General features: G+C 73.3%; 23 protein-coding genes and 1 riboswitch. Of the genes, 11 read left to right on the forward strand and 12 right to left on the reverse strand.

Annotation, left to right across the window (positions count from 1 at the left end):
- Positions 1 to 2 precede the first annotated feature (2 nt).
- Both AC3WRT_RS06030 and AC3WRT_RS06035 read left to right on the forward strand, forming a co-directional pair.
- A complete protein-coding gene (locus AC3WRT_RS06030; protein ID WP_492720320.1) occupies positions 3 to 206 on the forward strand; it encodes a hypothetical protein in 204 nt (67 codons plus the stop codon).
- Positions 203 to 886, forward strand: coding sequence for a histidine phosphatase family protein (locus tag AC3WRT_RS06035; protein WP_492720322.1), 684 nt, complete (start codon positions 203 to 205; stop codon positions 884 to 886). The genes AC3WRT_RS06030 and AC3WRT_RS06035 overlap by 4 nt, the downstream gene beginning before the upstream one ends.
- Before the next feature lie 26 nt (positions 887 to 912).
- On the opposite strand, the gene AC3WRT_RS06040 is transcribed toward AC3WRT_RS06035, so the two are convergent.
- The 6 genes from AC3WRT_RS06040 to AC3WRT_RS06065 all read right to left on the reverse strand — a co-directional run bounded on the left by AC3WRT_RS06040 (position 913) and on the right by AC3WRT_RS06065 (position 5,962).
- Positions 913 to 1,938: an alcohol dehydrogenase catalytic domain-containing protein gene (locus AC3WRT_RS06040; RefSeq protein WP_492720326.1), complete on the reverse strand. Its 1,026-nt coding sequence runs from the start codon at positions 1,936 to 1,938 to the stop codon at positions 913 to 915.
- On the reverse strand, positions 1,935 to 2,603 hold the full coding sequence (locus tag AC3WRT_RS06045) for a bacterial proteasome activator family protein (protein ID WP_492720331.1): 669 nt from the start codon (positions 2,601 to 2,603) through the stop codon (positions 1,935 to 1,937). The genes AC3WRT_RS06040 and AC3WRT_RS06045 overlap by 4 nt, the downstream gene beginning before the upstream one ends.
- 92 nt (positions 2,604 to 2,695) lie before the next feature.
- Entirely contained in the window at positions 2,696 to 3,307 is a 612-nt protein-coding gene (locus tag AC3WRT_RS06050; protein WP_492720333.1) for a hypothetical protein, read from the reverse strand.
- 130 nt (positions 3,308 to 3,437) lie between these two features.
- Positions 3,438 to 4,415 carry an NAD(P)H-quinone oxidoreductase gene (locus tag AC3WRT_RS06055; RefSeq protein WP_492720336.1) on the reverse strand — a complete coding sequence of 326 codons (978 nt, stop codon included), beginning with the start codon at positions 4,413 to 4,415 and terminating at the stop codon, positions 3,438 to 3,440.
- 10 nt (positions 4,416 to 4,425) lie between these two features.
- Positions 4,426 to 5,142 carry a Type 1 glutamine amidotransferase-like domain-containing protein gene (locus tag AC3WRT_RS06060; RefSeq protein WP_492720338.1) on the reverse strand — a complete coding sequence of 239 codons (717 nt, stop codon included), beginning with the start codon at positions 5,140 to 5,142 and terminating at the stop codon, positions 4,426 to 4,428.
- A gap of 49 nt (positions 5,143 to 5,191) precedes the next feature.
- A complete protein-coding gene (locus AC3WRT_RS06065; protein WP_492720340.1) occupies positions 5,192 to 5,962 on the reverse strand; it encodes an IclR family transcriptional regulator in 771 nt (256 codons plus the stop codon).
- Positions 5,963 to 6,062: 100 nt separating this feature from the next.
- Between AC3WRT_RS06065 and hutH the strand changes: the two genes are divergently transcribed.
- Positions 6,063 to 7,676 (forward strand): histidine ammonia-lyase, encoded by a 1,614-nt coding sequence (hutH, locus tag AC3WRT_RS06070; RefSeq protein ID WP_492720342.1) that lies wholly within the window; start codon positions 6,063 to 6,065, stop codon positions 7,674 to 7,676.
- A gap of 42 nt (positions 7,677 to 7,718) precedes the next feature.
- A complete protein-coding gene (hutU, locus tag AC3WRT_RS06075) occupies positions 7,719 to 9,374 on the forward strand; it encodes a urocanate hydratase (RefSeq protein WP_492720345.1) in 1,656 nt (551 codons plus the stop codon).
- Positions 9,375 to 9,404: 30 nt separating this feature from the next.
- Here hutU and AC3WRT_RS06080 read toward each other — a convergent pair whose 3' ends face one another.
- Both AC3WRT_RS06080 and AC3WRT_RS06085 read right to left on the reverse strand, forming a co-directional pair.
- Entirely contained in the window at positions 9,405 to 9,782 is a 378-nt protein-coding gene (locus tag AC3WRT_RS06080) for a DUF3253 domain-containing protein (protein WP_492720347.1), read from the reverse strand.
- A gap of 130 nt (positions 9,783 to 9,912) precedes the next feature.
- A complete protein-coding gene (locus AC3WRT_RS06085; protein ID WP_492720350.1) occupies positions 9,913 to 10,479 on the reverse strand; it encodes an aminoacyl-tRNA deacylase in 567 nt (188 codons plus the stop codon).
- Positions 10,480 to 10,540: 61 nt separating this feature from the next.
- Here AC3WRT_RS06085 and AC3WRT_RS06090 point away from each other — a divergent pair, with 61 nt between their 5' ends.
- The 4 genes from AC3WRT_RS06090 to AC3WRT_RS06105 all read left to right on the forward strand — a co-directional run bounded on the left by AC3WRT_RS06090 (position 10,541) and on the right by AC3WRT_RS06105 (position 15,447).
- Positions 10,541 to 11,794, forward strand: a complete 1,254-nt coding sequence (locus tag AC3WRT_RS06090; protein ID WP_492720352.1) for an allantoate amidohydrolase — start codon at positions 10,541 to 10,543, stop codon at positions 11,792 to 11,794.
- A complete protein-coding gene (locus AC3WRT_RS06095; RefSeq protein WP_492720354.1) occupies positions 11,791 to 13,125 on the forward strand; it encodes a formimidoylglutamate deiminase in 1,335 nt (444 codons plus the stop codon). Before AC3WRT_RS06090 ends, AC3WRT_RS06095 begins: the two co-directional genes overlap by 4 nt.
- Positions 13,122 to 14,318, forward strand: a complete 1,197-nt coding sequence (gene hutI, locus AC3WRT_RS06100) for an imidazolonepropionase (protein ID WP_492720356.1) — start codon at positions 13,122 to 13,124, stop codon at positions 14,316 to 14,318. The genes AC3WRT_RS06095 and hutI overlap by 4 nt, the downstream gene beginning before the upstream one ends.
- Before the next feature lie 106 nt (positions 14,319 to 14,424).
- Positions 14,425 to 15,447 (forward strand): zinc-dependent alcohol dehydrogenase family protein, encoded by a 1,023-nt coding sequence (locus AC3WRT_RS06105; RefSeq protein ID WP_492720358.1) that lies wholly within the window; start codon positions 14,425 to 14,427, stop codon positions 15,445 to 15,447.
- A gap of 43 nt (positions 15,448 to 15,490) precedes the next feature.
- On the opposite strand, the gene AC3WRT_RS06110 is transcribed toward AC3WRT_RS06105, so the two are convergent.
- From AC3WRT_RS06110 to AC3WRT_RS06125, 4 genes are all read right to left on the reverse strand, one after another.
- Positions 15,491 to 15,703: a DUF1918 domain-containing protein gene (locus AC3WRT_RS06110; RefSeq protein WP_492720360.1), complete on the reverse strand. Its 213-nt coding sequence runs from the start codon at positions 15,701 to 15,703 to the stop codon at positions 15,491 to 15,493.
- A gap of 300 nt (positions 15,704 to 16,003) precedes the next feature.
- Positions 16,004 to 16,456: an HNH endonuclease signature motif containing protein gene (locus AC3WRT_RS06115; protein WP_492720362.1), complete on the reverse strand. Its 453-nt coding sequence runs from the start codon at positions 16,454 to 16,456 to the stop codon at positions 16,004 to 16,006.
- Positions 16,457 to 16,486: 30 nt separating this feature from the next.
- Positions 16,487 to 17,341 (reverse strand): hypothetical protein, encoded by an 855-nt coding sequence (locus AC3WRT_RS06120; protein WP_492720364.1) that lies wholly within the window; start codon positions 17,339 to 17,341, stop codon positions 16,487 to 16,489.
- A 316-nt stretch (positions 17,342 to 17,657) separates the two neighbouring features.
- A complete protein-coding gene (locus AC3WRT_RS06125; protein ID WP_492720366.1) occupies positions 17,658 to 18,110 on the reverse strand; it encodes a DUF4235 domain-containing protein in 453 nt (150 codons plus the stop codon).
- A 63-nt stretch (positions 18,111 to 18,173) separates the two neighbouring features.
- Positions 18,174 to 18,289, forward strand: a riboswitch (TPP riboswitch).
- An 89-nt stretch (positions 18,290 to 18,378) separates the two neighbouring features.
- Here AC3WRT_RS06125 and AC3WRT_RS06130 point away from each other — a divergent pair.
- The 3 genes from AC3WRT_RS06130 to AC3WRT_RS06140 are packed head-to-tail and all read left to right on the forward strand — an operon-like array spanning position 18,379 to position 21,960.
- Positions 18,379 to 18,993 (forward strand): ECF transporter S component, encoded by a 615-nt coding sequence (locus AC3WRT_RS06130; protein ID WP_492720368.1) that lies wholly within the window; start codon positions 18,379 to 18,381, stop codon positions 18,991 to 18,993.
- A gap of 22 nt (positions 18,994 to 19,015) precedes the next feature.
- Positions 19,016 to 21,349, forward strand: a complete 2,334-nt coding sequence (locus AC3WRT_RS06135; RefSeq protein WP_492720372.1) for an ATP-binding cassette domain-containing protein — start codon at positions 19,016 to 19,018, stop codon at positions 21,347 to 21,349.
- A gap of 56 nt (positions 21,350 to 21,405) precedes the next feature.
- Complete coding sequence (locus tag AC3WRT_RS06140; protein ID WP_492720374.1) at positions 21,406 to 21,960, forward strand: hypothetical protein; 555 nt, start codon at positions 21,406 to 21,408, stop codon at positions 21,958 to 21,960.
- Positions 21,961 to 21,962: the final 2 nt, after the last annotated feature.

Below are 21,962 nucleotides of genomic sequence, written 5' to 3' on the forward strand. Positions count from 1 at the left end.
CAATGGCGTCGGCACGCCGCCGCAAGGTCATCGTCGTCATCTCCCTGATGGCGTATGCCGTCCTGCTCGTCCTGGGGCCGCGCCTGCTCGGCGCGTGGTGCGGTGGTGTCACCCTCGTGGCGAGCTTCGCGGTCGGTTTCGCGTCGCTGGTGCTGGTCGTCGCGCCGTGGGCCGCGCATGGTCGGGACCGTACCCTGAGGCGGTGACCCTCGAGCACCGACCGCGCCGGATCATCCTCGTGCGCCATGGCGAGTCCGAGGGCAACCTCGACGACACCATCTACGAACGAGTGCCCGACCACCGGATCAGTCTGAGCGCGAAGGGCTTCGAGCAGGCACGGCAGACGGGCGAGTGGCTCCGTCAGGTCCTGGACGGCGAGTCGGTCGAGGTGTACGCCTCGCCCTACGTCCGCGCTCGGGAGACGCTCGAGGCGCTTGCTCTTCCTGTCGCCGAGCGGGACGTCCGCGTCGAACCGCGTCTGCGCGAGCAGGACTGGGCCAACTTCCAGGACGCTGCCGACATCGCCGACCAACGGGTGCTGCGCAACCGCTACGGCCACTTCTACTACCGCTTCACCCACGGTGAGTCCGGCTCCGACGTCTACGACCGGGTGTCGACCTTCCTCGAGTCGATGCACCGCAACTTCGAGACGCCCGACGCGCCGCGCAACGTCGTCATCGTGACGCACGGCCTGACGATGCGCCTCTTCTGCATGCGCTGGTTCCACTGGAGCGTCGACTACTTCGAGTCGCTCGACAACCCGGAGAACGCGCAACCCGTCGTGCTGCTGCGGCAGGAGGACTTCCACTACAAGCTCGAGGCGCCCTTCTCGCAATGGGACGAGGGCGTGGTGCCCAGCGAGCGGGAACGCTCCAGCTGGCTCTGACGCGACCAGGGAAGGCAGACGGGGCGTCAGCGCTGCGGCTCGACGACGACCTTTAGGCTGGCGGGGTCGTGCGTGAGGGTGTCGAGGGCCGCGCCGTAGTCCGCGAGCGGGAAGCGGTGCGTGATGAGGCCGTCGGTGCGCACCCGTCCGGAGCGGAGCATCGCGAGGGAGCGGTCCATGCAGTTGACCTGGGCGAAGGAGCCCTTGAGGGTCAGCTGACGGCGAAAGACGTCGTAGGGGCTCAGGGCGATCCGGTCGGGCTCGTCGCACATGCCGTAGACGAAGACGGTGCCGTTGGCGGCGGTGAGCGGGGGCAGTGCCTCGACGACGGAGGCGGCGCCCGTGACGTCAACGGTCACGTCGAAGCCTTGCGGCTGCAGGTCCGCGAGGGTGCGGGCTGTCTCGGCGGCGTCCCGGGTGACACGCACGACCCGGTCGGCGCCGTAGGAGCGGGCCAGCTCGAGCTTGAACTCGGTCGGGGCGGCCACGGTGACGCGGCCCGCGCCGCCGTGGACCAGCAACTGGGTCAGCAGCAGGCCGGTGGTGCCCGAACCGACGACGAGCACGTCGGCACCGGGTCGTGGGCCCAGGACGTCCATGCCGTGCACGGCGCACGCAAGGGGCTCGGCGAAGACGGCTACGTCGAGCGGCAGGTCGTCGGCGGCATACACCTTGTGGGCGGGGCTGACGAGCGAGCCGGCGAAGCCGCCGGGGGCGTTGACGCCGAGGGAGTGGAAGCGCTCGCAGAAGAGCGCGTCGCCGCGTGAGCAGGCGGCGCACCGGCCGCAGGCGGACGCGTTGTCGACGACGACGCGCTGACCGATGCGCACGTGGTCGACGCCCTCGCCGACCTCGCGCACCGACCCGACGCTCTCGTGCCCCGGCGTCAGCGGGAAGCTGGCGAAGAAGCCGCCCTCATGCAGGTGCAGGTCGGTGCCGCAGACCCCGGCGAGCTCGACATCCACGACGACCTCGCCGGCCGCGGCGGTGGGGGTCAGGACCTCCCGCACCTCGAAGCTGCGTGGCGCGTCGTAGACGACGGCCCGCGTCACAGGTACTGGCCGGTGGGTCCGGGCTCGCCCGGGCGGTGGTCGCCGGGCTGCATACCGGGGGGAGTGCCGTACGACGTCCCCGGGCCGGCCGGCAGTGCGCGCATCTGCTGGAGCTGCTGCTGGGCAGCCATCTGCTGGGCGACCAGGGCCGTCTGGATGCCGTGGAAGAGGCCCTCCAGCCACCCGACGAGCTGGGCCTGGGCGATCCGCAGCTCGGCGTCGCTGGGGGAGTCGTCGCGGAAGGGCAGGGCGATCCGGTCCAGCTCGGCCACGAGCTCGGGCGCCAGGCCGTCCTTGAGCTCCTCGATGGAGCGGTGGTGGACGTCGGCGAGGCGGCGCCGGCCTGCCTCGTCGAGCGGCGCGTTCCGCACCTCCTCGAGCAGCTGCTTGATCATCGAGCCGATGCGCATGACCTTGGCCGGCTCCTCGACGAGGTCCGCCGGGTTGGTGCGCTCCCGTGGCTCCTCACGGTGGCGGCTGTCGGGGTGATCGCCTCCGCCGGTGCGGCCGTCGTCCTGGCGGTCGTCCCGGCCTCGACCGCCGTCCTGCCGCTGGTCCGCGTTCGCGACGCCCATCCCGTCCGGGGTCACGACCACGATGCGGGAGTCGTCGCCGGTGGCGGCGATGTCGGGGCGCTGGTCCTGTCGGCTCGCGTCGTCACTCATGCCCTCCATCCTGCCCCACCGGGGTCGGGGCCCGTGCGTCCCCCGTCAGGTCGCACAGGCCCCGCGTTCGTGGGGTATGCCGTCGGGTGGCGTCAGCGTGTCCCGGCCGAGGCGAACCACGGGTGGTGGAGGTCGTGGTAGCTGACGTCGCTCATCATGGCGCTCATCTCGTCCATCTCACGCTGCGCATCGGCCGGTGGCGCCTGCTGCTCGCCGTCGCGCGCCTCCGACTCGGTACGGAAGGCCATCGTCTGGGTGAAGAAACCGTCCGGGCCGATCGCGATGGTGCCGCCGATGATGTCGGGCCGGGCCTCGTGCAGCGTGTCCATCGGGCCTTCCATCATGTGCCGGAAGCGCTCGGGGTCGCTGAGCCGGCCCTGGATGACCTGGACGAAGCCGGCGTCGTCGCTGCCGCCGTCGAGCATCATCGTCACGTCGTCGCAGTCGTGGAAGCTCACCTCGCCGTCGAAGAGCCGCGAGGCCTCCTCCCACCACTTCCCCTGCTCCGGTCGCGCCGAGTTGGCCTCCGCCGAGGCGCGTGAGTCGAAGCGGACGACGGCGACGAACTCGCCGTCGTCGGTCAGGCCGTACGTGCCGCCGAGCCAGCCGGTCGCTCCCGGCTCGAGCTCCTCACGCCAGCGGTCCATCTGCTGGTGGAGGGCGTCGGCGTCGGTGCACCGACCTTGGATGACCTGGATGAACACGGTGAACCTCCCTTGTGATCGGGGGCCGCTTCAAGCCGAAGTGGTCCATCGATCGACCGTACGCCGACGAGGCCACCTCGTCACCGGACGAGTCCGACACCGGTCCGAACGTCCCGTCTGACAGGGCAATTCAGGTGGTGAGCAGGATCTTTCCGATGTGGCCCGAGGCCTCCATCTCGCGGTGCGCCTCGGCGGCGTGCTCCAGCGGGTGGCGGGACTGGATAACGGGCCGGACGGCGCCGGCCTCGATGAGCGGCCACACGTGCTCGCGCACGGCGGCGACGATGGCGGCCTTCTCGGGGGCCGGTCGGGCCCGCAGCGACGTCGCGATGACGGCGCCGCGCTTGGCGAGGAGCTTGCCCATGTCGAGCTCCCCCGTGCGGCCGCCCATCAGGCCGATGGTGACGAGCCGGCCGTTCGTCGCGAGCACGTCGACGTTGCGGGCGAGGTACTTCGCGCCCATGTTGTCGAGGATGACGTCGGCGCCGTGGCACTTGGTCAGCTCGCGCACCCGCTCGACGAAGTCCTCCTCGCGGTAGTTGACGAGGAACTCGGCGCCGAGGTCGCGGCACACGTCGAGCTTGGCCTGGCTGCCCGCCGTCACGGCGACGTGGGCGCCGACCGCCTTGGCGAGCTGGATCGCCATGGTGCCGATGCCGGAGCTGCCGCCGTGGACGAGGAGCACCTGTCCGGGCTGGATGTTCGCCACGAGGAAGACGTTGGACCAGACGGTGCACGCGACCTCGGGGAGGCCGGCGGCATCGACCAGGGAGACCCCGCGGGGAACCGGGAGGAGCTGGTCGGCGGGCGCGGCCACCCGTTCGGCGTAGCCCCCACCGTCGAGGAGCGCACAGACCTCGTCACCGACCTGCCAGCCCTCGACGCCCTCGCCGAGTGCGGAGACGCGGCCGCTGACCTCGAGCCCCGGGTACTCCGACGCCCCCTCTGGGGGCGGGTAGTGGCCCAGCCGCTGCATGACGTCGGCGCGGTTGACGCCCGCCGCCGCGACGTCGATGAGGGCCTGCCCGGGGCGGAGCTCGGGGTCGGGCACCTCGTCGAGGACCAGGCTGTCGGCGTCTCCGGGCTCGGGGATCGTGATGGCGCGCATGGGTCCGAGCCTATTGACCGGCTGCCTCGGTGCGCAGGACGGCCCCGCCGGGGGTCGTCGGGTCAGGGCTCGCGCGCCACACGCGCCCGGCGCCGACGACCCGTCCGTCCGGCCCCAGCCGGGTTCCCTCGTCGATGGCGACGCCGCTCGGCGCCAGGCCGGCCGCGACCACGGCGAGGAGCCTCGACACGTTGCCCCACTGGGCGGCGTGCACGTCCACCGCGCCGCGAACCAGACCGATGCCCTCGACCACGGTCACCGCGTCGAGGTCCTCGTTGCTGTCCTCCGGGCAGACCGGAACGCCGTCGATGCGCCACCCGCCGATGACCGCGTGGGAGCCCGCGATCGCCGCGCCCGCGGAGAACCCGGCATACGGCATACCACCGCTGACCAGCGAGCGGATCCGGGCGTAGGACGCCCCCAGCGACGCGTGGTACTCCGGTGTGGGGCCGCCACCGACGAACAACCCGTCGACGCCGTCGAGGGCCGCGGCGTCGAACGGCGTCCCCTCCGCGACGCGCTCCACGACGAGCTCGTGCCCGCCCACCAGGCCGAGGGTGTGGAGGTACTTGTCGTGGTAGGCGAGCGACTCATCGTCGGTCCCCATCACGACGAGAAGGATCCGTGGGTTGCGCCCGGCGCGACGGCGGGCTGCCTCGACGAAGTCGCCGTAGAGGTCGGGCGCCAGGCTGTCGTCCCAGCCGCCGCCGATGAGGTGGACGTCCATGGAGGCACCCTAGGGAAGGCGCGGTCCCCGTGTGGCCCTCGAGCGCGACTCAGCGGCGGAGGGCGGCCGGGCTGAGGCGGCGTGCGATGTCGTCGGCGGCCATGCGGGCCCGGGCGACCAGCTCGTCGACGTGCTGGCCCGTCGCGTCGGACGTGCGAAGCGTCACCGCGATGGCGGCCAGGGGGCGGCCCGCCCGGTCGAGGACGGGCACGGCGACCGACGACAGGTCCGGCGTGACCGTCCCCTCCTCCCGCGCGTGGCCGTCGGTGCGGGTGCGGGCGAGAACGCTGCGCAGCTCGGCGAGCGACCGCGGACCCCCACCGCTGCGTAGCACGAAGGACTCACGGTCGGGGTAGAGGGCGCGGACCTGCGTCGCGGGCAGCGCCGACAGCATCGCCAGCCCGCTAGCGGTGAGGTGCGCGGGCAGGCGCACGCCGACGTCGGTGACGAGCATCGGCTGTCCGGGCGCGCGCTCCTCGAGCAGGTAGATGACGTCGCGTCCGTCGAGCGTGGCGAAGTGGGCGTTGCGGCCGCAGTGGTCGACGAGCCGGCGCATCGGGGCGCGCGCGACGCGAGCCAGGGGAGCCTGCCGCTGGTAGGCCGACCCCAGCTCGTATGCCGCCTGGCCCAGGCCGAAGCGGCGCTCCTCGACGTAGTGGGTGACGTAGCCGCGGGCGTGCAGCACCTTGAGCAGGTGGTAGACGGAGCTGCGCGGCAGCCCGAGGTCGCGGGCGATGGACGCGGCGGGCACCGGCTCGGCATGGCGGGAGAGGTGCTCGAGGACGTCGAGCGCGTTGGCAGCGGCCGGGGCGTTGGACACCCTCCACCTCCTGCCTCGAGATCGGCGACGTCTCGCATCCGAGACAATTGTCCTCCTCGATGGGCCGTCGCGCCAGCCGTCGGGCTGTTCGATGGGAGGCATGAACCCAGCACCACTCTCGAACACCGTCGCCGACGTCGCCACCGATGGGACGGCTGGGGCCCCTGGGACCGGGACCACCGTCACGGTCGGCACCGGGCCGCTCTCGATCGACGACGTCGTCGCCGTCGCGCGCCACGGCGCCCGGGTCGTGCTGTCCGCCGAGGCCGAGGCGGAGATCGCACGCAGCCGGGCCGTCATCGAGGCGCTCGCCGACGACACCGTCGCCCACTACGGCGTCTCCACCGGCTTCGGCGCTCTCGCCACCCGGCACATCCCCACCGCCCTGCGAGCGCAGCTGCAGCGCTCCCTCGTGCGTTCGCACGCCGCCGGCGCCGGACCCGAGGTCGAGCACGAGGTCGTTCGCGCCCTCATGCTGCTGCGCTTGTCCACCCTGGCGACCGGCCGCACCGGCGTGCGCCTCGCGACCGCGAGGGCGTATGCCGCCGTGCTGAGTGCCGGGATCACCCCCGTCGTGCACGAGTACGGCTCTCTCGGCTGCTCCGGCGACCTCGCACCACTCTCGCACTGCGCGCTCGCAGTCATGGGCGAGGGTCCAGTCCGCCTCGCCGACGGCACACTCACCGACGCGGCAACCGCCTTGCAGGACAACGGGATCGAGCCGGTCGTGCTCGCTGAGAAGGAGGGCCTGGCCCTCATCAACGGGACCGACGGCATGCTCGGCATGCTGGCCCTCGCCATCCACGACCTGCGCCACCTGCTCAAGGTCGCCGACGTGTCGGCTGCGATGAGCGTCGAGGGCCTGCTCGGCACCGACGACGTCTTCGCCGCCGACCTGCAGGCACTGCGGCCCCATCCCGGGCAGGCGGCGTCCGCGGCGAACATCCTTGCAGTGATGGCTGATTCGCCGATCCGGGAGTCGCACCGCACGGAGGAGTGCACGAGGGTGCAGGACGCCTACTCCCTGCGCTGCGCGCCACAGGTGCACGGCGGCGCCCGCGACACCGTGGAGCACGCCGCGCGCGTGGCCGCCGCCGAGCTCGCCTCAGCCGTCGACAACCCCGTCGTGACCCTCGACGGCCGGGTCGAGTCCAACGGCAACTTCCACGGTGCACCCGTCGCCTACGTCCTCGACTTCCTTGCCATCGTCGCGGCCGACGTCGCCTCGATGGCCGAACGGCGCACCGACCGCTTCCTCGACCAGGCCCGCAACCAGGGCCTGCCGCCCTTCCTCGCCCACGACCCCGGCGTCGACTCCGGCCTGATGATCGCGCAGTACACCCAGGCCGCGATGGTCTCGGAGCTGAAGCGGCTCGCCGTGCCCGCGTCGGTCGACTCGATCCCGAGCTCGGCCATGCAGGAGGACCACGTGTCGATGGGCTGGTCGGGCGCCCGCAAGCTGCGCCGCTCGGTCGACGCGCTGGGCCGGGTCCTGGCCATCGAGCTGCTGACCGCGGCGCGCGGCATCCAGCTGCGGGCGCCGCTCGAGCCGGCTCCGGCCACGGGTGCCGTCATCGCGGCGCTCGACGCGCGGACCAACGCCGCGCCCGGGCCCGACCGCTTCCTCGCCCCCGACATCGAGGGCGCGTGCGCGGCCGTGACGGACGGCGACGTGCTCGCCGCCGCCGAGTCCGTCACGGGCCCGCTGCTCTGAACCACACGGCATACCAACGGTTTCCACTCGAAGGAGAGTGACATGGAAGGTGCACGACCCGTCCGCGCTGCACGGGGGACGACCCTGACGGCGCAGTCGTGGGCCACCGAGGCCCCGCTGCGGATGCTCATGAACAACCTCGACCCCGAGGTGGCCGAGCGCCCCGACGACCTCGTCGTCTACGGCGGCACCGGGCGCGCGGCACGCGACTGGAAGTCCTTCGACGCCATGGTCCGCACCCTGACCACGCTCAAGCAGGACGAGACGATGCTCGTCCAGTCCGGTCGTCCAGTCGGGGTCATGCAGACCCACGAGTGGGCGCCGCGGGTGCTCATCGCCAACAGCAACCTCGTCGGCGACTGGGCGACGTGGCCCGAGTTCCGCCGGCTCGAGCACCTCGGGCTGACGATGTACGGCCAGATGACGGCCGGGTCATGGATCTACATCGGCACCCAGGGCATCGTCCAGGGCACCTACGAGACCTTCGCAGCCGTCGCCGAGAAGCGCTTCGGCGGCACCCTCGCCGGCACCCTGACCCTGACCGGCGGCTGCGGCGGCATGGGCGGGGCTCAGCCGCTCGCCGTCACCATGAACGACGGCGCCTGCCTCATCGTCGACGTCGACCCGGCCCGTCTGCACCGCCGCGTCGAGCACCGCTACCTCGACGAGGTCGCGACCGACCTCGACGACGCGATCGAGAAGGCGCTCGCGGCCAAGCGTGAGCGCCGCGGCTGGTCGGTCGGCGTCGTCGGCAACGCGGCCGAGATCTTCCCCGAGCTGCTCCGGCGCGGCGTCGAGATCGACATCGTCACGGACCAGACGTCGGCACACGACCCGCTCAGCTACCTGCCCGAGGGGGTGGCGCTGGAGGACTGGGCCGAGTACGCCGAGAAGAAGCCCGAGGACTTCACCGACCGCGCCCGCGCCTCCATGGCCAAGCACGTCAAGGCGATGGTCGAGTACCAGGACGCCGGCGCCGAGGTCTTCGACTACGGCAACTCGATCCGCGACGAGGCCCGCCAGGGCGGCTACGACCGCGCCTTCGAGTTCCCCGGCTTCGTGCCCGCCTACATCCGCCCGCTCTTCTGCGAGGGCAAGGGCCCGTTCCGCTGGGCGGCCCTGTCAGGCGACCCGCGTGACATCGCCGCGACGGACAAGGCCGTGCTCGACCTCTTCCCCGACAACGACCGCCTGCACAAGTGGATCCGCGGGGCGCAGGAGCGGATTGCCTTCCAGGGCCTGCCGGCCCGTATCTGCTGGCTCGGCTACGGTGAGCGCGACAAGGCGGGGCTCGCCTTCAACGAGCTCGTCCGCACCGGTGAGGTCAGCGCCCCCATCGTCATCGGCCGCGACCACCTTGACTCCGGCTCGGTCGCCTCCCCGTACCGCGAGACCGAGTCGATGGCCGACGGATCCGACGCCATCGCCGACTGGCCGCTGCTCAACGCCCTCGTCAACACGAGCTCGGGCGCGAGCTGGGTCTCGATCCACCACGGCGGGGGTGTCGGCATCGGCCGCAGCCTCCACGCCGGCCAGGTCTCGCTCGCCGACGGCACCGACCTCGCCGCGCAGAAGCTCGCGCGCGTGCTGACCAACGACCCCGGCATGGGGGTCATCCGGCACGTCGACGCCGGCTACGACATCGCCGACCGGGTCGCGCACGAGCGCGGCGTCCGCATCCCCATGCAGGAGGGCTGAGATCGCGTATGCCGGGGGTCGGGCTGCCGGTCAGCGGGGACGCCGCACCCGGATCGGGCCCTTGGCGTGGTCGGGGTCGATGACCCGCCCACCCTGCGTGATCTCGGCGCGCCCTGCCGCCACGAGCCGCCGCGCCGCCGAGCGCGCGGGCTCCATGAGGTCACGCCATTCGTCGGCGCCCACCTCGCGGGCGGCCTCGCTCGGGCAGACGGACGCGTCTCGGGCCCGGGAGTCGAGGAGAGACTCCAGGGAGTCCTGCAGCTTCAGGTCGACCTGGGTCAGGCCGTGCTTGCGGCAGCTGTCCGAGCACCAGCGAACCGACTCCCAGTCGCGCTCCCACGCCTTGCGCCACGTGATGGTGCGGCCGCACCGGTCGCACGGCTTGGTGGGCAGCTGGGAGCGGGGCATGGCCACCAGTCTGCGCCACCGTGACCTCTCGACGGTTCGCGGGGCGCGAAAGGTGGCGCTTCGACGGGTCGGAGGGCGCGAAACGTGGCCTCTCGACGAGTGTGAAGGCGCGAGATGTGGCCTCTCGACGTCAGGGGGTCTTGCGGACCTCCTCGTCGGAGATGTCGGCGACGGTCGCGTCGAAGAGGCGGATGACGTCGTCGCCGTTGACGGTCAGGCCGATCCCGTGACCGCCGCCGCCGAGGGAGACGAGGCGCCCGACGAGGTGGCTGTCGGCGATGACCGGGAGGCGCGTGGCCGAGCCGAAGGGCGTGATCGTGCCCCGCTCGTAGCCGGTTACGGCCTTGGCCGCCTCGGCGTCGGGCATCGAGATCCGGTTGGTGCCGAGCAGAGCCCTCACCTTGGCCCACGAGAAGGTGCGGTCACCGGGTACGAGGACGAAGACATGGTCATCCTCCGCGCGGCGCACGACGAGCGTCTTGATGAGGTCACGGGGCTCGATGCCCCGCGCTGCGGCCGCCTCCTCGAGGCTGGAGACGCGTCCGTGCCGGGTCACCGCGTGCTCGATCCCGGCCGCGACCGCCGCGTCGACGGCCGGCGTGCGGACGGGCTCGTCGCCCTGCTGGACAGACCCGGACTCACTACGCTCGGGCTTGCCGTCGCCGTCGGGTGCATCCGCGTCGTCTGCGAGGGACATGTGGCAGAGCCTAGTGACCGAACCGGCCGCAGTCCCGGGCCGGACGAGGAGTGGTGAGCAGGTGACGACGACCTTCGACCGGATGTGGGCCGACCTCGCACCCGTCGGTCGCGCCCCGGAGACCGGTGGCTACCGCCGCTACGCCTGGACACGGACCGACCACGAGCTGCGCGAGTGGTTCGCGGGCGAGTGCGCGTCCCGCGGCCTCGACCTCGTGGAGGACCGTGCCGGCAACCAGTGGGGCTGGTGGGGCGATCCCGACACGACCCCGGGCGTCGTCATTGGCTCGCACCTCGACTCCGTGCCCGACGGGGGCGCCTTCGACGGCCCGCTCGGCGTCGTGAGCGCGCTGGCGACCGTCGACGCGCTGCGCGAGGCCGGCGTGGAGCCGGACGTGCCGCTCGGAGTGGTGAACTTCGTCGACGAGGAGGGCGCCCGGTTCGGGATCGCCTGTGCGGGCTCGCGCATCATCACGGGCGCCCTCGACGCGGACCGGGCGCGATCGCTCACCGATGGCGACGGCGTGTCGATGGCGCAGGCCTGGGCGCAGGCCGGGCGCGACCCCGAGGCGCTCGGGCGCGACGACGAGGCGGTGCGCCGGGTGGCCCGCTTCGTCGAGCTGCACGTCGAGCAGGGCAAGGCGCTCGCCCTCGCACCGGACGGCGGCGACGACCTCACCGACCCCTCGCGCGCCGTCGCGATCGGCACCGACATCTGGCCGCACGGCCGGTGGCGCATCGACATCCCCGGCGAGGCCAACCATGCGGGCACGACCCGCATCGCCGACCGCCGGGACGCGATGCTCGGCCTCGCCGCCGTCGTGCAGGCAGCCCGGTCGTATGCCGTCGCCCTCGGCTGCGTGGCCACGGTGGGCAAGGTCAACGTCATCCCGGGCGGCGTCAACGCGATCCCGAGCCACGTCACCGCGTGGCTCGACGCGCGCGGCTCGAGCGAGCACGTCGTGCACGCGGCCGTGGACGCTGTCGTGTCGGAGGCCAGCCGCGTCGGTGCGACGACGACGTCGGAGTCGTGGACTCCCACGACGACGTTCGACGCGGACCTCGTGAAGCGCCTTCACGGCATACTCCCGGACGCGCCGCTGCTCGGCACGGGGGCCGGGCACGACGCGGGTATCCTCGCAACACACGGCCTGCCCAGCGCCATGCTCTTCGTCCGCAACCCCACCGGGGTCTCACACTCACCTGCCGAGTTCGCGAGCGCCGACGACTGCCACCACGGCGTCGCGGCCCTCACCGCCGTCGTGACCGAGCTGTGCACGAGGAAGGATCCCCAGACGATGAGCGAGCTGCGATGACTGCCTTCTGGTGTGAGAGTGCTTGGTTGACAGGCGGATTCGCGAGCCGGGTTCGCCTCGTCACGCAGGACGGCCTGTTCAAGGAGGTCCTCGTCGACGCGGATCCGGAGCCCGACGACGTGCGCCTCCCCGGCGTGACGCTGCCCGGCATGGCGAACGCGCACAGCCATGCGTTCCACCGCGCGCTGCGCGGCCGGGTCAACGGTGGCGGAGGCAACTTCTGGAGCTGGCGCGAGCAGATGTACGCCGCCGCGGAGCAGCTGAACCCCGACACGTACTTCGCGCTGGCGCGGGCGGTGTTCGCCGAGATGGTGGAGGCCGGCATCACGCTCGTCGGGGAGTTCCACTACGTCCACCACCGCCCCGGCGGGCAGCCCTACGGCGACCCGAACGCCATGGGCCTGGCCGTGCGCCAGGCCGCCGACGAGGCCGGCATCCGGCTCACGCTGCTCGACACCTGCTACCTCGAGGGCGGCCTCAACGGCGGCGGCCACGTCGAGCTGCACCCTGGCCAGCGCCGGTTCAGCGACGGCACGGTCGATGCGTGGGCGGAGCGCATGTCGGTCCGTCGGACGGGGACCGACCGGGTGCGTCTCGGTGCGGCGATCCACTCGGTGCGCGCCGTGAAGCGAGAGGACCTGCCCAAGGTCGTCGAGGCCGTCGGGGATCTTCCGCTGCACGTGCACCTCTCGGAGCAGCCGGGCGAGAACCTCGCGTGCCAGATGTTCTACGGCGCCAGCCCGACCCAGCTGCTCGACGAGGCGGGCGCCCTCGGGGCCCACTCGACGGCCGTGCACGCCACGCACCTGGAGGACCGCGACATCGACCTGCTCGGTGGCACCGGCACCGGCGCGTGCTTCTGCCCCACGACCGAGCGCGACCTCGCCGACGGCATCGGCCCGGCGCGGGCGCTGCACGACGCCGGCAGCCCACTCTCGCTCGGCTCCGACCAGCACGTCGTGATCGACCCGTTCGAGGAGCTGCGCGGCCTCGAGATGCACGAGCGGCTCCTCACCAACGAGCGAGACCGCTTCTCCGCCAACGACCTGCTCCTCGCGGCGTCCTTCAACGGCTACCGCTCCCTCGGCTGGTCCGACGGCGGCCACCTCAGCAAGGGCGCGCTCGCCGACTTCGTGACCGTCCGCACCGACACGGTCAACACCGCCGGCGCCGCCTACGACCAGATCATCTACGCCTGCGTCGCGTCCGACGTCTCGACCGTCGTCGTCGGCGGCGAGGTCGTCGTCAGCGACGGCCACCACCGCATGGGCGACGTCGGGCGGTTGCTCGTCGGCGCGATCGACCGGGTGGCCGGAGGGGTCCCGGCGTGAGCCTGCTCCTCACGGGCATCGCAGAGCTGACCACGAACGACCCCTCGCGCGGTGATGGCGCCGGCGACCCGGGCGACGCCCTGCTCGGCATCGTCCGCGACGCCGCGCTCGTCGTGTCCCCGGAGGGCGTCGTCGAGTGGGTGGGTGCCGCCGCCGACGCCCCCGCCGCCGACGAGCGCCGCGACCTCGGCGGCCGCGCCGTCATCCCGGGCTTCGTCGACTCGCACACCCACCTCGTCTTCGCCGGTGACCGCTCCGCGGAGTTCGCGGCACGCATGTCGGGCACGCCCTACGACGGCGGCGGCATCGCCGTCTCGGTCGCCGCGACCCGCGCCGCGAGCGACGACGAGCTGCGGCGGCTCGTCGCGGCCCGCGTGGCCGAGATGCGGGCGCAGGGCACGACCACGGTCGAGATCAAGAGCGGCTACGGCCTCACCCTCGACGACGAGCTGCGCAGCCTGCACATCGCGCGTGAGCTCACCCCACACACGACCTTCCTGGGGGCGCACGTGGTGCCAGGGGAGTACGCGAGCGACCGCGCGGCATACGTCGGGCTCGTGACGGGCCCCATGCTGGACGCAGTCGTGGCGAACGGCGCCACCACGCTGGCCGAGAGCATCGACGTCTTCTGCGAGCCGCACTCCGCCCACGCCTTCGACGGCGACGAGGCGCGTACGGTCCTCGAGGCCGGGCGCGCGGCGGGCCTCGCCCTGCGCGTCCACGGCAACCAGCTCGGCCACGGCCCGGGCGTGCGGCTGGCGTGCGAGCTGGGCGCCCGCAGCGTCGACCACTGCACCTTCCTCGACGACGCCGACGTGGAGGCGCTCGCCGGCGCACGTGGCACGACGGTCGCGACCCTGCTGCCGGGCGTGGAGTTCTCCACCCGGTCGCCCTACCCCGACGCGCGCCGGCTCGTCGACGCCGGCGTCGACGTCGCGCTGGCCAGCGACTGCAACCCCGGCACCTGCTACTCGTCGTCGATGCCCTTCGCGATCGCGCTCGCGGTGCGGGAGATGGGCCTGACCCCGGCCGAGGCGCTGCACGCCGCGACGGCCGGCTCCGCGCGGTCGCTCGGACTGGACCGCAGCATCGCGCCGGGGCAGCCGGCCGAGCTCGCCATCATCGACGGCCCGAGCCACCTGCACCTCGCCTACCGCGCTGGAGTGCCGATCGTGCGGGCCCTCGACCTCTGAGCCCACGGGACCCCTATGGGACCTTCGTCCCTTGTCGGAGCCGCTCGGCGGGAGTGAACTCAGCCGAGGGAGCGGGTCCCGCTCGTCGACGGCGGAGGAGGCGCGAATGGGCAGCATGCGCGCCTGGGTCGTCGACGAGCCGGGGCCGCTCCGCGGTCACCCACTCGTCCACGTCGAGATCGATGTGCCGGAGCCGGGCCCCGGGGAGGTCCTGGTCCGGGTGTCGGCCTGCGGGGTGTGCCGCACCGACCTGCACGTCGTGACCGGCGACCTGCCCCGGCACCGTCACCGCGTCGTGCCCGGTCACGAGGTCGTGGGCGAGGTCGCGCTGCTCGGCGAGGGGGCGCACCGCTTCGCCCCCGGCGACCGCGTCGGCGTGGCCTGGCTGCGGAGCACGTGCGGCTTGTGCCGCTGGTGCCGCGCAGGGCGTGAGAACCTATGTGCCACATCGAGGTACACGGGTTGGGACGCCAACGGCGGCTACGCGCCGTGGACCGTCGCCCCGGAGGCGTTCGCCTACCGGCTGCCCACCTCGTTCTCCGACGTCGAGGCCGCGCCGCTGCTCTGCGCGGGCATCATCGGCTACCGGGCGCTCCGCCGGGCGGAGCTGCCGCCGGGCGGGCGGCTCGGCATCTACGGTTTCGGCGCGAGCGCGCACCTCACGGCGCAGCTCGCGGTCGCCCAGGGCGCGGAGGTGCACGTGCTGACGCGCGGAGGGGGCGCGCGGGAGCTCGCGGCAGAGCTCGGGGCGACCTCCGTCGGTGGTGCGCACGACGCGCCCCCGGTGCCGCTCGACGCAGCCATCCTCTTCGCACCCGCGGGCGAGCTCGTGCCGTTGGCCCTCGAGGCGCTGGGCCCCGGTGGCACCCTCAGCGTCGCGGGCATCCACCTGAGCGACGTGCCCGTGCTGGACTACGAGCGCCATCTCTTCCGGGAACGCAGCCTGCGCAGCGTCACCAGCAACACCCGGCAGGACGGTGAGGAGTTCCTGCTGCTCGCCGAGCGGCTGGGCCTTCGGGTGACGACCACCCCGGTGCCGATGGCCGAGGCGGACCGCGCCCTGGCCGACCTGGAGGCAGGACGCGTCCGCGGCGCCGCGGTCCTGGTGCCCGACTTCTCGGGCCCCTGACCGGCCGCGACCGGCCGCGACCCGCGCCGTCGCGTGGCTGGCGCTACGAGCCCGTGTCCTCGGCCTTCTCCGCATGGTCGCAGCGCAGCACCGAACCGGGGCCCGGATGGATCATCCCGGTGTGGCCGTCTGCCCACCGGACGACGTAGGGCGGCCCACCGGCCTCACCCATCACCTCGACGATGGTCCCTTCGCGCGTGCTCTGCCCGACGTGCTCCGCCGCCATCGTGATGCGGTCACCGACCTGTGCCTCCATGGCACACCTCCTCACGCTTCGCGGTGCGAGGCCTCGCCCGCTCCCTCCAGCACACCACCACGAGCCGCTGCGCGAAAGGCTTCCGCCCGTTCGGTGCGTCACCGAGCGGCTCCGGTCGCCGTGAGTCGAGCAGCGCCCGCTCGCTCAGCCAGGGGACGACCACCGTGCTGTCATGCTCGCGGCAGATCCGCCCGGCGAGGGCGTATGCCGCGTCGGGCCGGGCGTCCACGAGGTAGTCCGTCTCGACCCTGCGCGGGGCGGCGGCATGATGATCCCGGTCTCGCACCCGGAGGGCGGGGTTCAGAAGGGTGGTGGGTCGTCGGCCGGTTGGGCTGGTCCGGGATCCGGGGGCCCGGAGCGGGGGTCGTGGAGTGCTTCGCGCCAGTCCTTGGGGTAGGTGACGTAGTCGCGTCCGGGCGGCGAGGTCCAGTGGATGCCCTGGTGGTCGGTGCGGCGCACGTCCCAGATCCGGGCGGTCTTGCCGTTGTGGCAGCCGCGGCTGAGGGACTCGGCGTTGGAGACGTGGGTCGGGCCGGCCGGCCAGGGCACGAGGTGGTCGAGGTCGCACCGCTCGGCCGGGACCTGGCAGCCCGGCCCGCGGCAGACGCCGTCGACGGCCCGGACGTGCTCGAGCATCTCGCGGGTCGGGGTGTAGCGGTCGCTGGACAGCTCCAGGGCCCGGCCGGTGTCGACGTCGACCGCCAGGCGCTGCCACACCGAGCCGGGCGCGGTGATGATCTCGCGGGCGTGCACGGCGGTGACCCAGCCGTGGCCGGGCAGCTCTCAGGCCGCGTCGGACAGCCCAACGGCCACCTCGAACGGCACGACGATCCGCACCGCGGCCGGCGCCGCGCCGGTCAGGATCGCGGCGCAGGTGGGCCCGTCGGGCATGCCATGCCTGCCGTGGGTGTCGCCGGAGGCTGGGGCGAGCACCCCGAAGAGGGCGAGGTCGCAGAGCAGGTCGCTGCGCAGCTGGTCCAGGGACCGGTCATCGCCGCCGGCCCGGGCTGCGCGGGCCAGGGCCTCGACCCGGTCCAGGGCGGCGACGACGCGTTCGGCAGGGGCCACGACGGTGAACGTGCCCATGCCGTCCTCGACGACCCGCCCGTAGGCAGTGCGGCGCAGCCGGGCCGCGTGGCGCCGCTGCTCGCTGCCGCGGGAGTCGGCCGAGCGGACGCAGCGTTGCAGCCGGGTCGCGAAGAGCCGCTGGGAGGCGACCGTGCCGTCCGGGGCCGGGGCGAGCACGGTGGTCTCGAGGTCGGCGATGACCTCGTCGCCGAGCGTCCTGGTCTCGACAACGACCCGCAGGGCTCGCTGCAGGCTGACCGCGCCGGCCCGCAGGCGCTGGCGCAGCACGCGGTGCCGCCGCGGGGCGGTGGCCAGCTCGAGGCGGCGGGCCACCTCGGCGGCGCCGACGCCGGTGGCGCAGGCGATCTCCTGCCCGGTGACCTGCTCGGCCGTGATCGGGACCGGCGAGGTCGTCGTCAGCCGGGCCAGCAGCTGCTCCTCGACGCAGTGCAGCGCGGCATACGCGTCGATGAGCCGGCCCTCGAGGCGCGCCTTGTCGACCTCGAGCCGCTCGATCTGCGACAGCACGCCGTCAGCCTCGTCCTCCAGCGAGACAGGTGGACGCTGCACCCCAGAACCTGCGGCGCCGGCGGTCCCGACGCCGCCACGGCGAAGCACCGCGACGATCCGCGGGTTGAGGTGACCGCCCTGGCCATCCGCATCGGACGGGCGCCCGGCTTCGAGGAATGGCACGAACTCACTCCCCTCACCCGGAACGCCGACTACCTGTAGTAGAACACCTGTTCGAACGAAAGGCAAGGGTTTCAACCAACGGAGGTGGTAGCGGGGCCGAGAATCTGAGTGAGATCGGCCTTCTCCCACCTCGTGGTGGTCGTGAAGGGGCACCATCCGGAGGGAGCACACCGGATGGTGCCCGGCTCTGCCGTCAGCGGTGGCCGGTGGCCTTGTCGATCGCCTTCTGCGTCGCCTTGTCGGCCTTCGCCTGCGCCTTGGCGAGCTTGCGCGCCGCCTTCTTGTCGGTGGGCGACACCTGCTCGTCCTCGAGCGCCTTGGGCAGGCGGCCGGTGGAGTGCCGGTAGTAGGCGGCAGCGCCGCGTTCGGCGGCGACGCGGGCCGCGGCCACGGCCATCGAGGACAGCGCGGTGAAGAGGATGACGTCGCGGTTGCGTTCCCGCTCGAAGTCCCCCTTGACCGGGACGTTGCGGCCGGTGGCGAGCTTCCAGCCCTTCTGGGTGGCGTCGGTCGCGACCTTCGTCGCGATGATCGTCGTGCCGATGCTGAGGATCTTCCAGATCGGACCGCCCACCGGGGTGCGCGGTGGGGTGGTGACCTCGGCCTTGGCCTGCGCCAAGGCCTTCTTCGTGTTCTTGGAACCCATGCAGTGACCGTACCCACGCGGCCGGAGGTAGAGTCGACCGGACAACTGAAGAGCACCACCCACCCATCACGACAGGGGAGCGCGACACGCGCTGAGAGTGCGGCAGCCCACGGGCCGAGCCGCAGACCCTCGAACCTGCTCCGGTTAGCACCGGCGAAGGAAGTCGGTATTTCTCAGGCCACCGCACGGCATACGTCAGCGACGTGTCCGTCCGGGCGGCTTCCCCCAGGTATCCACACGTATCCACTGGAACCCGGGAGACACCACCATGTCCACGTCCATCACCGCGAGCGGGCCGCTGACCCGCTGGCGCACCATCGACCTGCTCACCTGCGCCTTCCTCGGGGTCGCCTTCGGCGTCGCCTACTGGGCTTGGGGGCTCGTCTACGCCGTCCCCTCGGCCGCTGTCTCGGCGGGCTTCCCCCCGCTGGGCGCCCTCTTCAACTGGCCCTGGCTCGTGGCCGGCATCGTCGGCATGCTGATCATCCGCCGACCCGGCGCGGCGGTCTTCACCGAGCTGCTCGCCGCGATCGTGTCGGCGCTGATCGGGACCCAGTGGGGCCTGGCAACCCTCGTGTCCGGCTTCGTGCAGGGGCTCGGCGTCGAGCTCGGCTTCGCAGTCTTCGGGTATGCCGTCTACCGCTGGGCGCCGCTGCTGCTCGGTGGCTTCCTCGGCGGGGCCTTCGAGGCCGTCTACGAGTGGTACTCCTACTGGACCGACTGGGGATGGGGCTACAAGATCGCCTACCTGTTCCTGCTCGGCGGGTCCGTGGCCGTCTTCGGCTCGCTCCTCGCGGTCGGCCTGACGCGACTGCTCGCAGGCGCCGGGGCGCTCAACCCGTTCCCGCCGGGCCAGGAGGTCCGTGAGCAGCGCGCCGTCTGACCCCGTGCACGCGGACACTCCGGTGACGACGCGGACCCACGACGACCCACGCCGGGACGCGGCCCGGACCGGGGGCGGCGCCGAGGTTCAGGTGCGGAACCTGACGTGGCGACCGTTCGGGCGCGCGCGTCCGGTCCTGCACGGCCTCGACCTCACCGTCGGGCCCGGCGAGCGCGTGCTGCTCGCCGGGCCGAGCGGCTCCGGCAAGTCGACGCTGCTGCGAGCCGTGGCCGGTCTGCTGCTGACCGCCGATGCCGGCGACCTGTCGGGCACGGTGACGGTGGGCGGCCGGGAGCCGCAGGACGCACCGGGCTCGGTGGGCCTGGTGCTGCAGGACCCCGGCGCGGGCGTCGTCGCGTCGAGCATCGGGCGCGACGTCGCCTTCGGCCTGGAGAACGTCTCGCTGCCCCGTGAGGAGATGCCCTCCCGCGTGCGGGCCGCGCTGGGCGAGGTGGGGCTCGCCATGTCGCCCGACAGCTCGCCGGCCACCCTCAGCGGCGGTGAGTCGCAGCGGCTGGCGCTCGCCGGGGCCCTCGCGATGGAGCCGTCCGTGCTGCTGCTCGACGAGCCGACGGCGATGCTCGACGCGTCCACGGCCGCGCAGGTCACGGCGGTCGTCGACGACGTCGTCGAGCGTCGCTCGCTGACGCTGGTCGTCGTCGAGCACCGGCTCGAGGGCTGGGTCGACCTCGTCGACCGCCTCGTCGTCCTCGATGCCTCTGGTGCCGTCGTCGCCGACGGCGAGCCGCACCAGGTCCTCGCGCAGCGCGCGGGGGCGCTTGCCGCCCAAGGCATCTGGGTCCCGGGGCTGCCCGGCCCCGAGCCGCTCCGGCTCAAGCTCGAGCCGGCCCCGGACGCCGCGGCCGGACGCGTGCAGCAGGGGCGGCTCGTGGCCGCCGCCTCCGGGGTCCGCGTCGAGCACCGCAGCCGGCGCCTCGGCCAGCCCTCGCGCACGACCCTGGCCGTCGACGGCGCGGACCTCGAGGCCCGAGCCGGCCAGGCCGTCGCCCTCGTCGGGCCGAGCGGCGCGGGCAAGTCCTCGCTCATGACCGTCCTCGGCGGTCTGGTCGCACCGGCACGGGGGAGCATCGAGGTGGCCCTGGCCCTGACGCCTGCCGAGACCGCGCCCCGCGCGACGGCGCGCGACCGGCTGGCGCCACCGCACGAGTGGTCCTCGCGGGATCTCGCCCGGGTCACGGCGTGGGTGCCGCAGCGCGCCGCCACGAGCCTCGTCGGGCGAACGGTTCGCGACGACGTCCTCACCACGCCGCTCGCGCTCGGGCACGACCCCGTCGTCGCGGGCCGCCGGGCCGACGCCCTGCTGGAGGCCCTGGGCCTCGGCCACCTCGCCGACGCCGACCCGCGCCAGCTCTCCGGCGGGGAGCAGCGTCGCCTCGCCATGGCGTCCGCAGTGGCCCACGGGCCGGCCCTCGTCCTCGCCGACGAGCCGACCGTCGGGCAGGACCGTCTCACGTGGGCGGCCGTCTCGGGCGTGCTCGCCGCCGCGCGCGCCGAGGGGGCGGCCGTCGTGGTGACCACCCACGACGCCGGGGTGGTCGACGACGCCGACCGGGTGGTCCGGCTGTCCGCCCCGGTGCAGCCAGAGCCCGACCCGGAGCCCGAGCGCCGACCGCTGCTCGCCCGCGTCGGGCCGCTCGCCCTGCTCGCCGCGGCCCTGTGCGTGCTGCCGCTGCCCGCCCTGCTCGACACGTGGCGCCAGGGCCTCGCCGTCCTTACCGTCGAGGTCCTGCTGGGGCTCGTCGGCCTGCTCGCCCCCGGCCGCGGTCGAAGGCCACGTGGTCGGCTGCGCGGAGTCCTCGCGCGGCTCGCCCCCGCGGCGCTCGCCGTCGTCGGGGTCGGATGGTCGGCGTGGCTGCTCGGCGGCCACGACCTCGAGATCGCGGCCGGAGCTGCCGTGCGCGTGCTCTGCCTGCTCGTGCCGTCGGCCTTCGTCGTCGGCTTCCTCGACCCGGAAGGGCTCGGTGACCACCTCGCGCAGCGGCTGTGGCTGCCCGCCCGCGCGATCGTCGCGGCCACTGCGGCGCTCCAGCGGGTGCAGTCCTTCGGCACGCTCTGGACCGAGCTCATGACGACGCGCCGGGTGCGCGGTGTCCGGGCCGACCGGGGCCCGGTCGCCAGGGGCCGCGAGGCGGTCGTCGTCACCGGCGGGCTGCTCATCGGCGCCCTCGGGCAGGCCTCGGCACTCGCGCTCGCGATGGACGCGCGCGGCTTCGCCCAGGCGCGGCGACGCACATGGGCCGGCCCCGCGCCGTGGCGGCTGCCCGACACGCTGGCCCTCCTCGCCGGGCTGCTCGTGGTCGGCGCGGCCGTCGCGGCCCGGCTGCTGCTGCCCTGACCTGCCGGCGGGGCACAATGGGCGGCGCACACCTGCCGACAAGGAAGGGGCCGCCCGTGCCCATGCCAGGCCGACCCCGCGCCGCCTGCCGCACCAGCCGCACCACCGGCGTGCGCCGCGACGCCAAGCGGGCGTATGCCGTGCCGTCCCTCGCGATGGCCGTGCCCGCCTCGCTCGTCCTCGCGCTCGCCGCGTGTGGCCAGCCGGCGCCGTCGAACGACGACTCGGTCGCCCCGACGGTCAGCGTGCCGGTGCAGCCCACGATCACGCCGGAGACGCCGAGCGACGCCGTGCCCGACCCGGCGGACACGACGAACGCGAGCGACGGCAGCCTCTTCGACGCCTCCTCGAGCCTCACCGGCACCACCTGCGAGCCGGCGGGCGAGTCGTGGAGCTTCACCGGCACCCTGACCAACTCCGACACGCAGGAGCACACCTTCACCGTGGCCGTCTTTCTCGTCAAGACCTCGGACGGGTCCGACGTCGCCGGCAAGGAGGTCGACGTCAAGCTGGCAGCCGGGGCGACCACTCCGGTGTCCATCAAGGGCTTCCACACCGGTCCCAAGGCTGGCGTCGAGTGCCTGAGCGGCGTCACGGTCAAGGGCCTCTGACC

The organism is Terrabacter sp. FW104-15G4B, assembly GCF_058790095.1.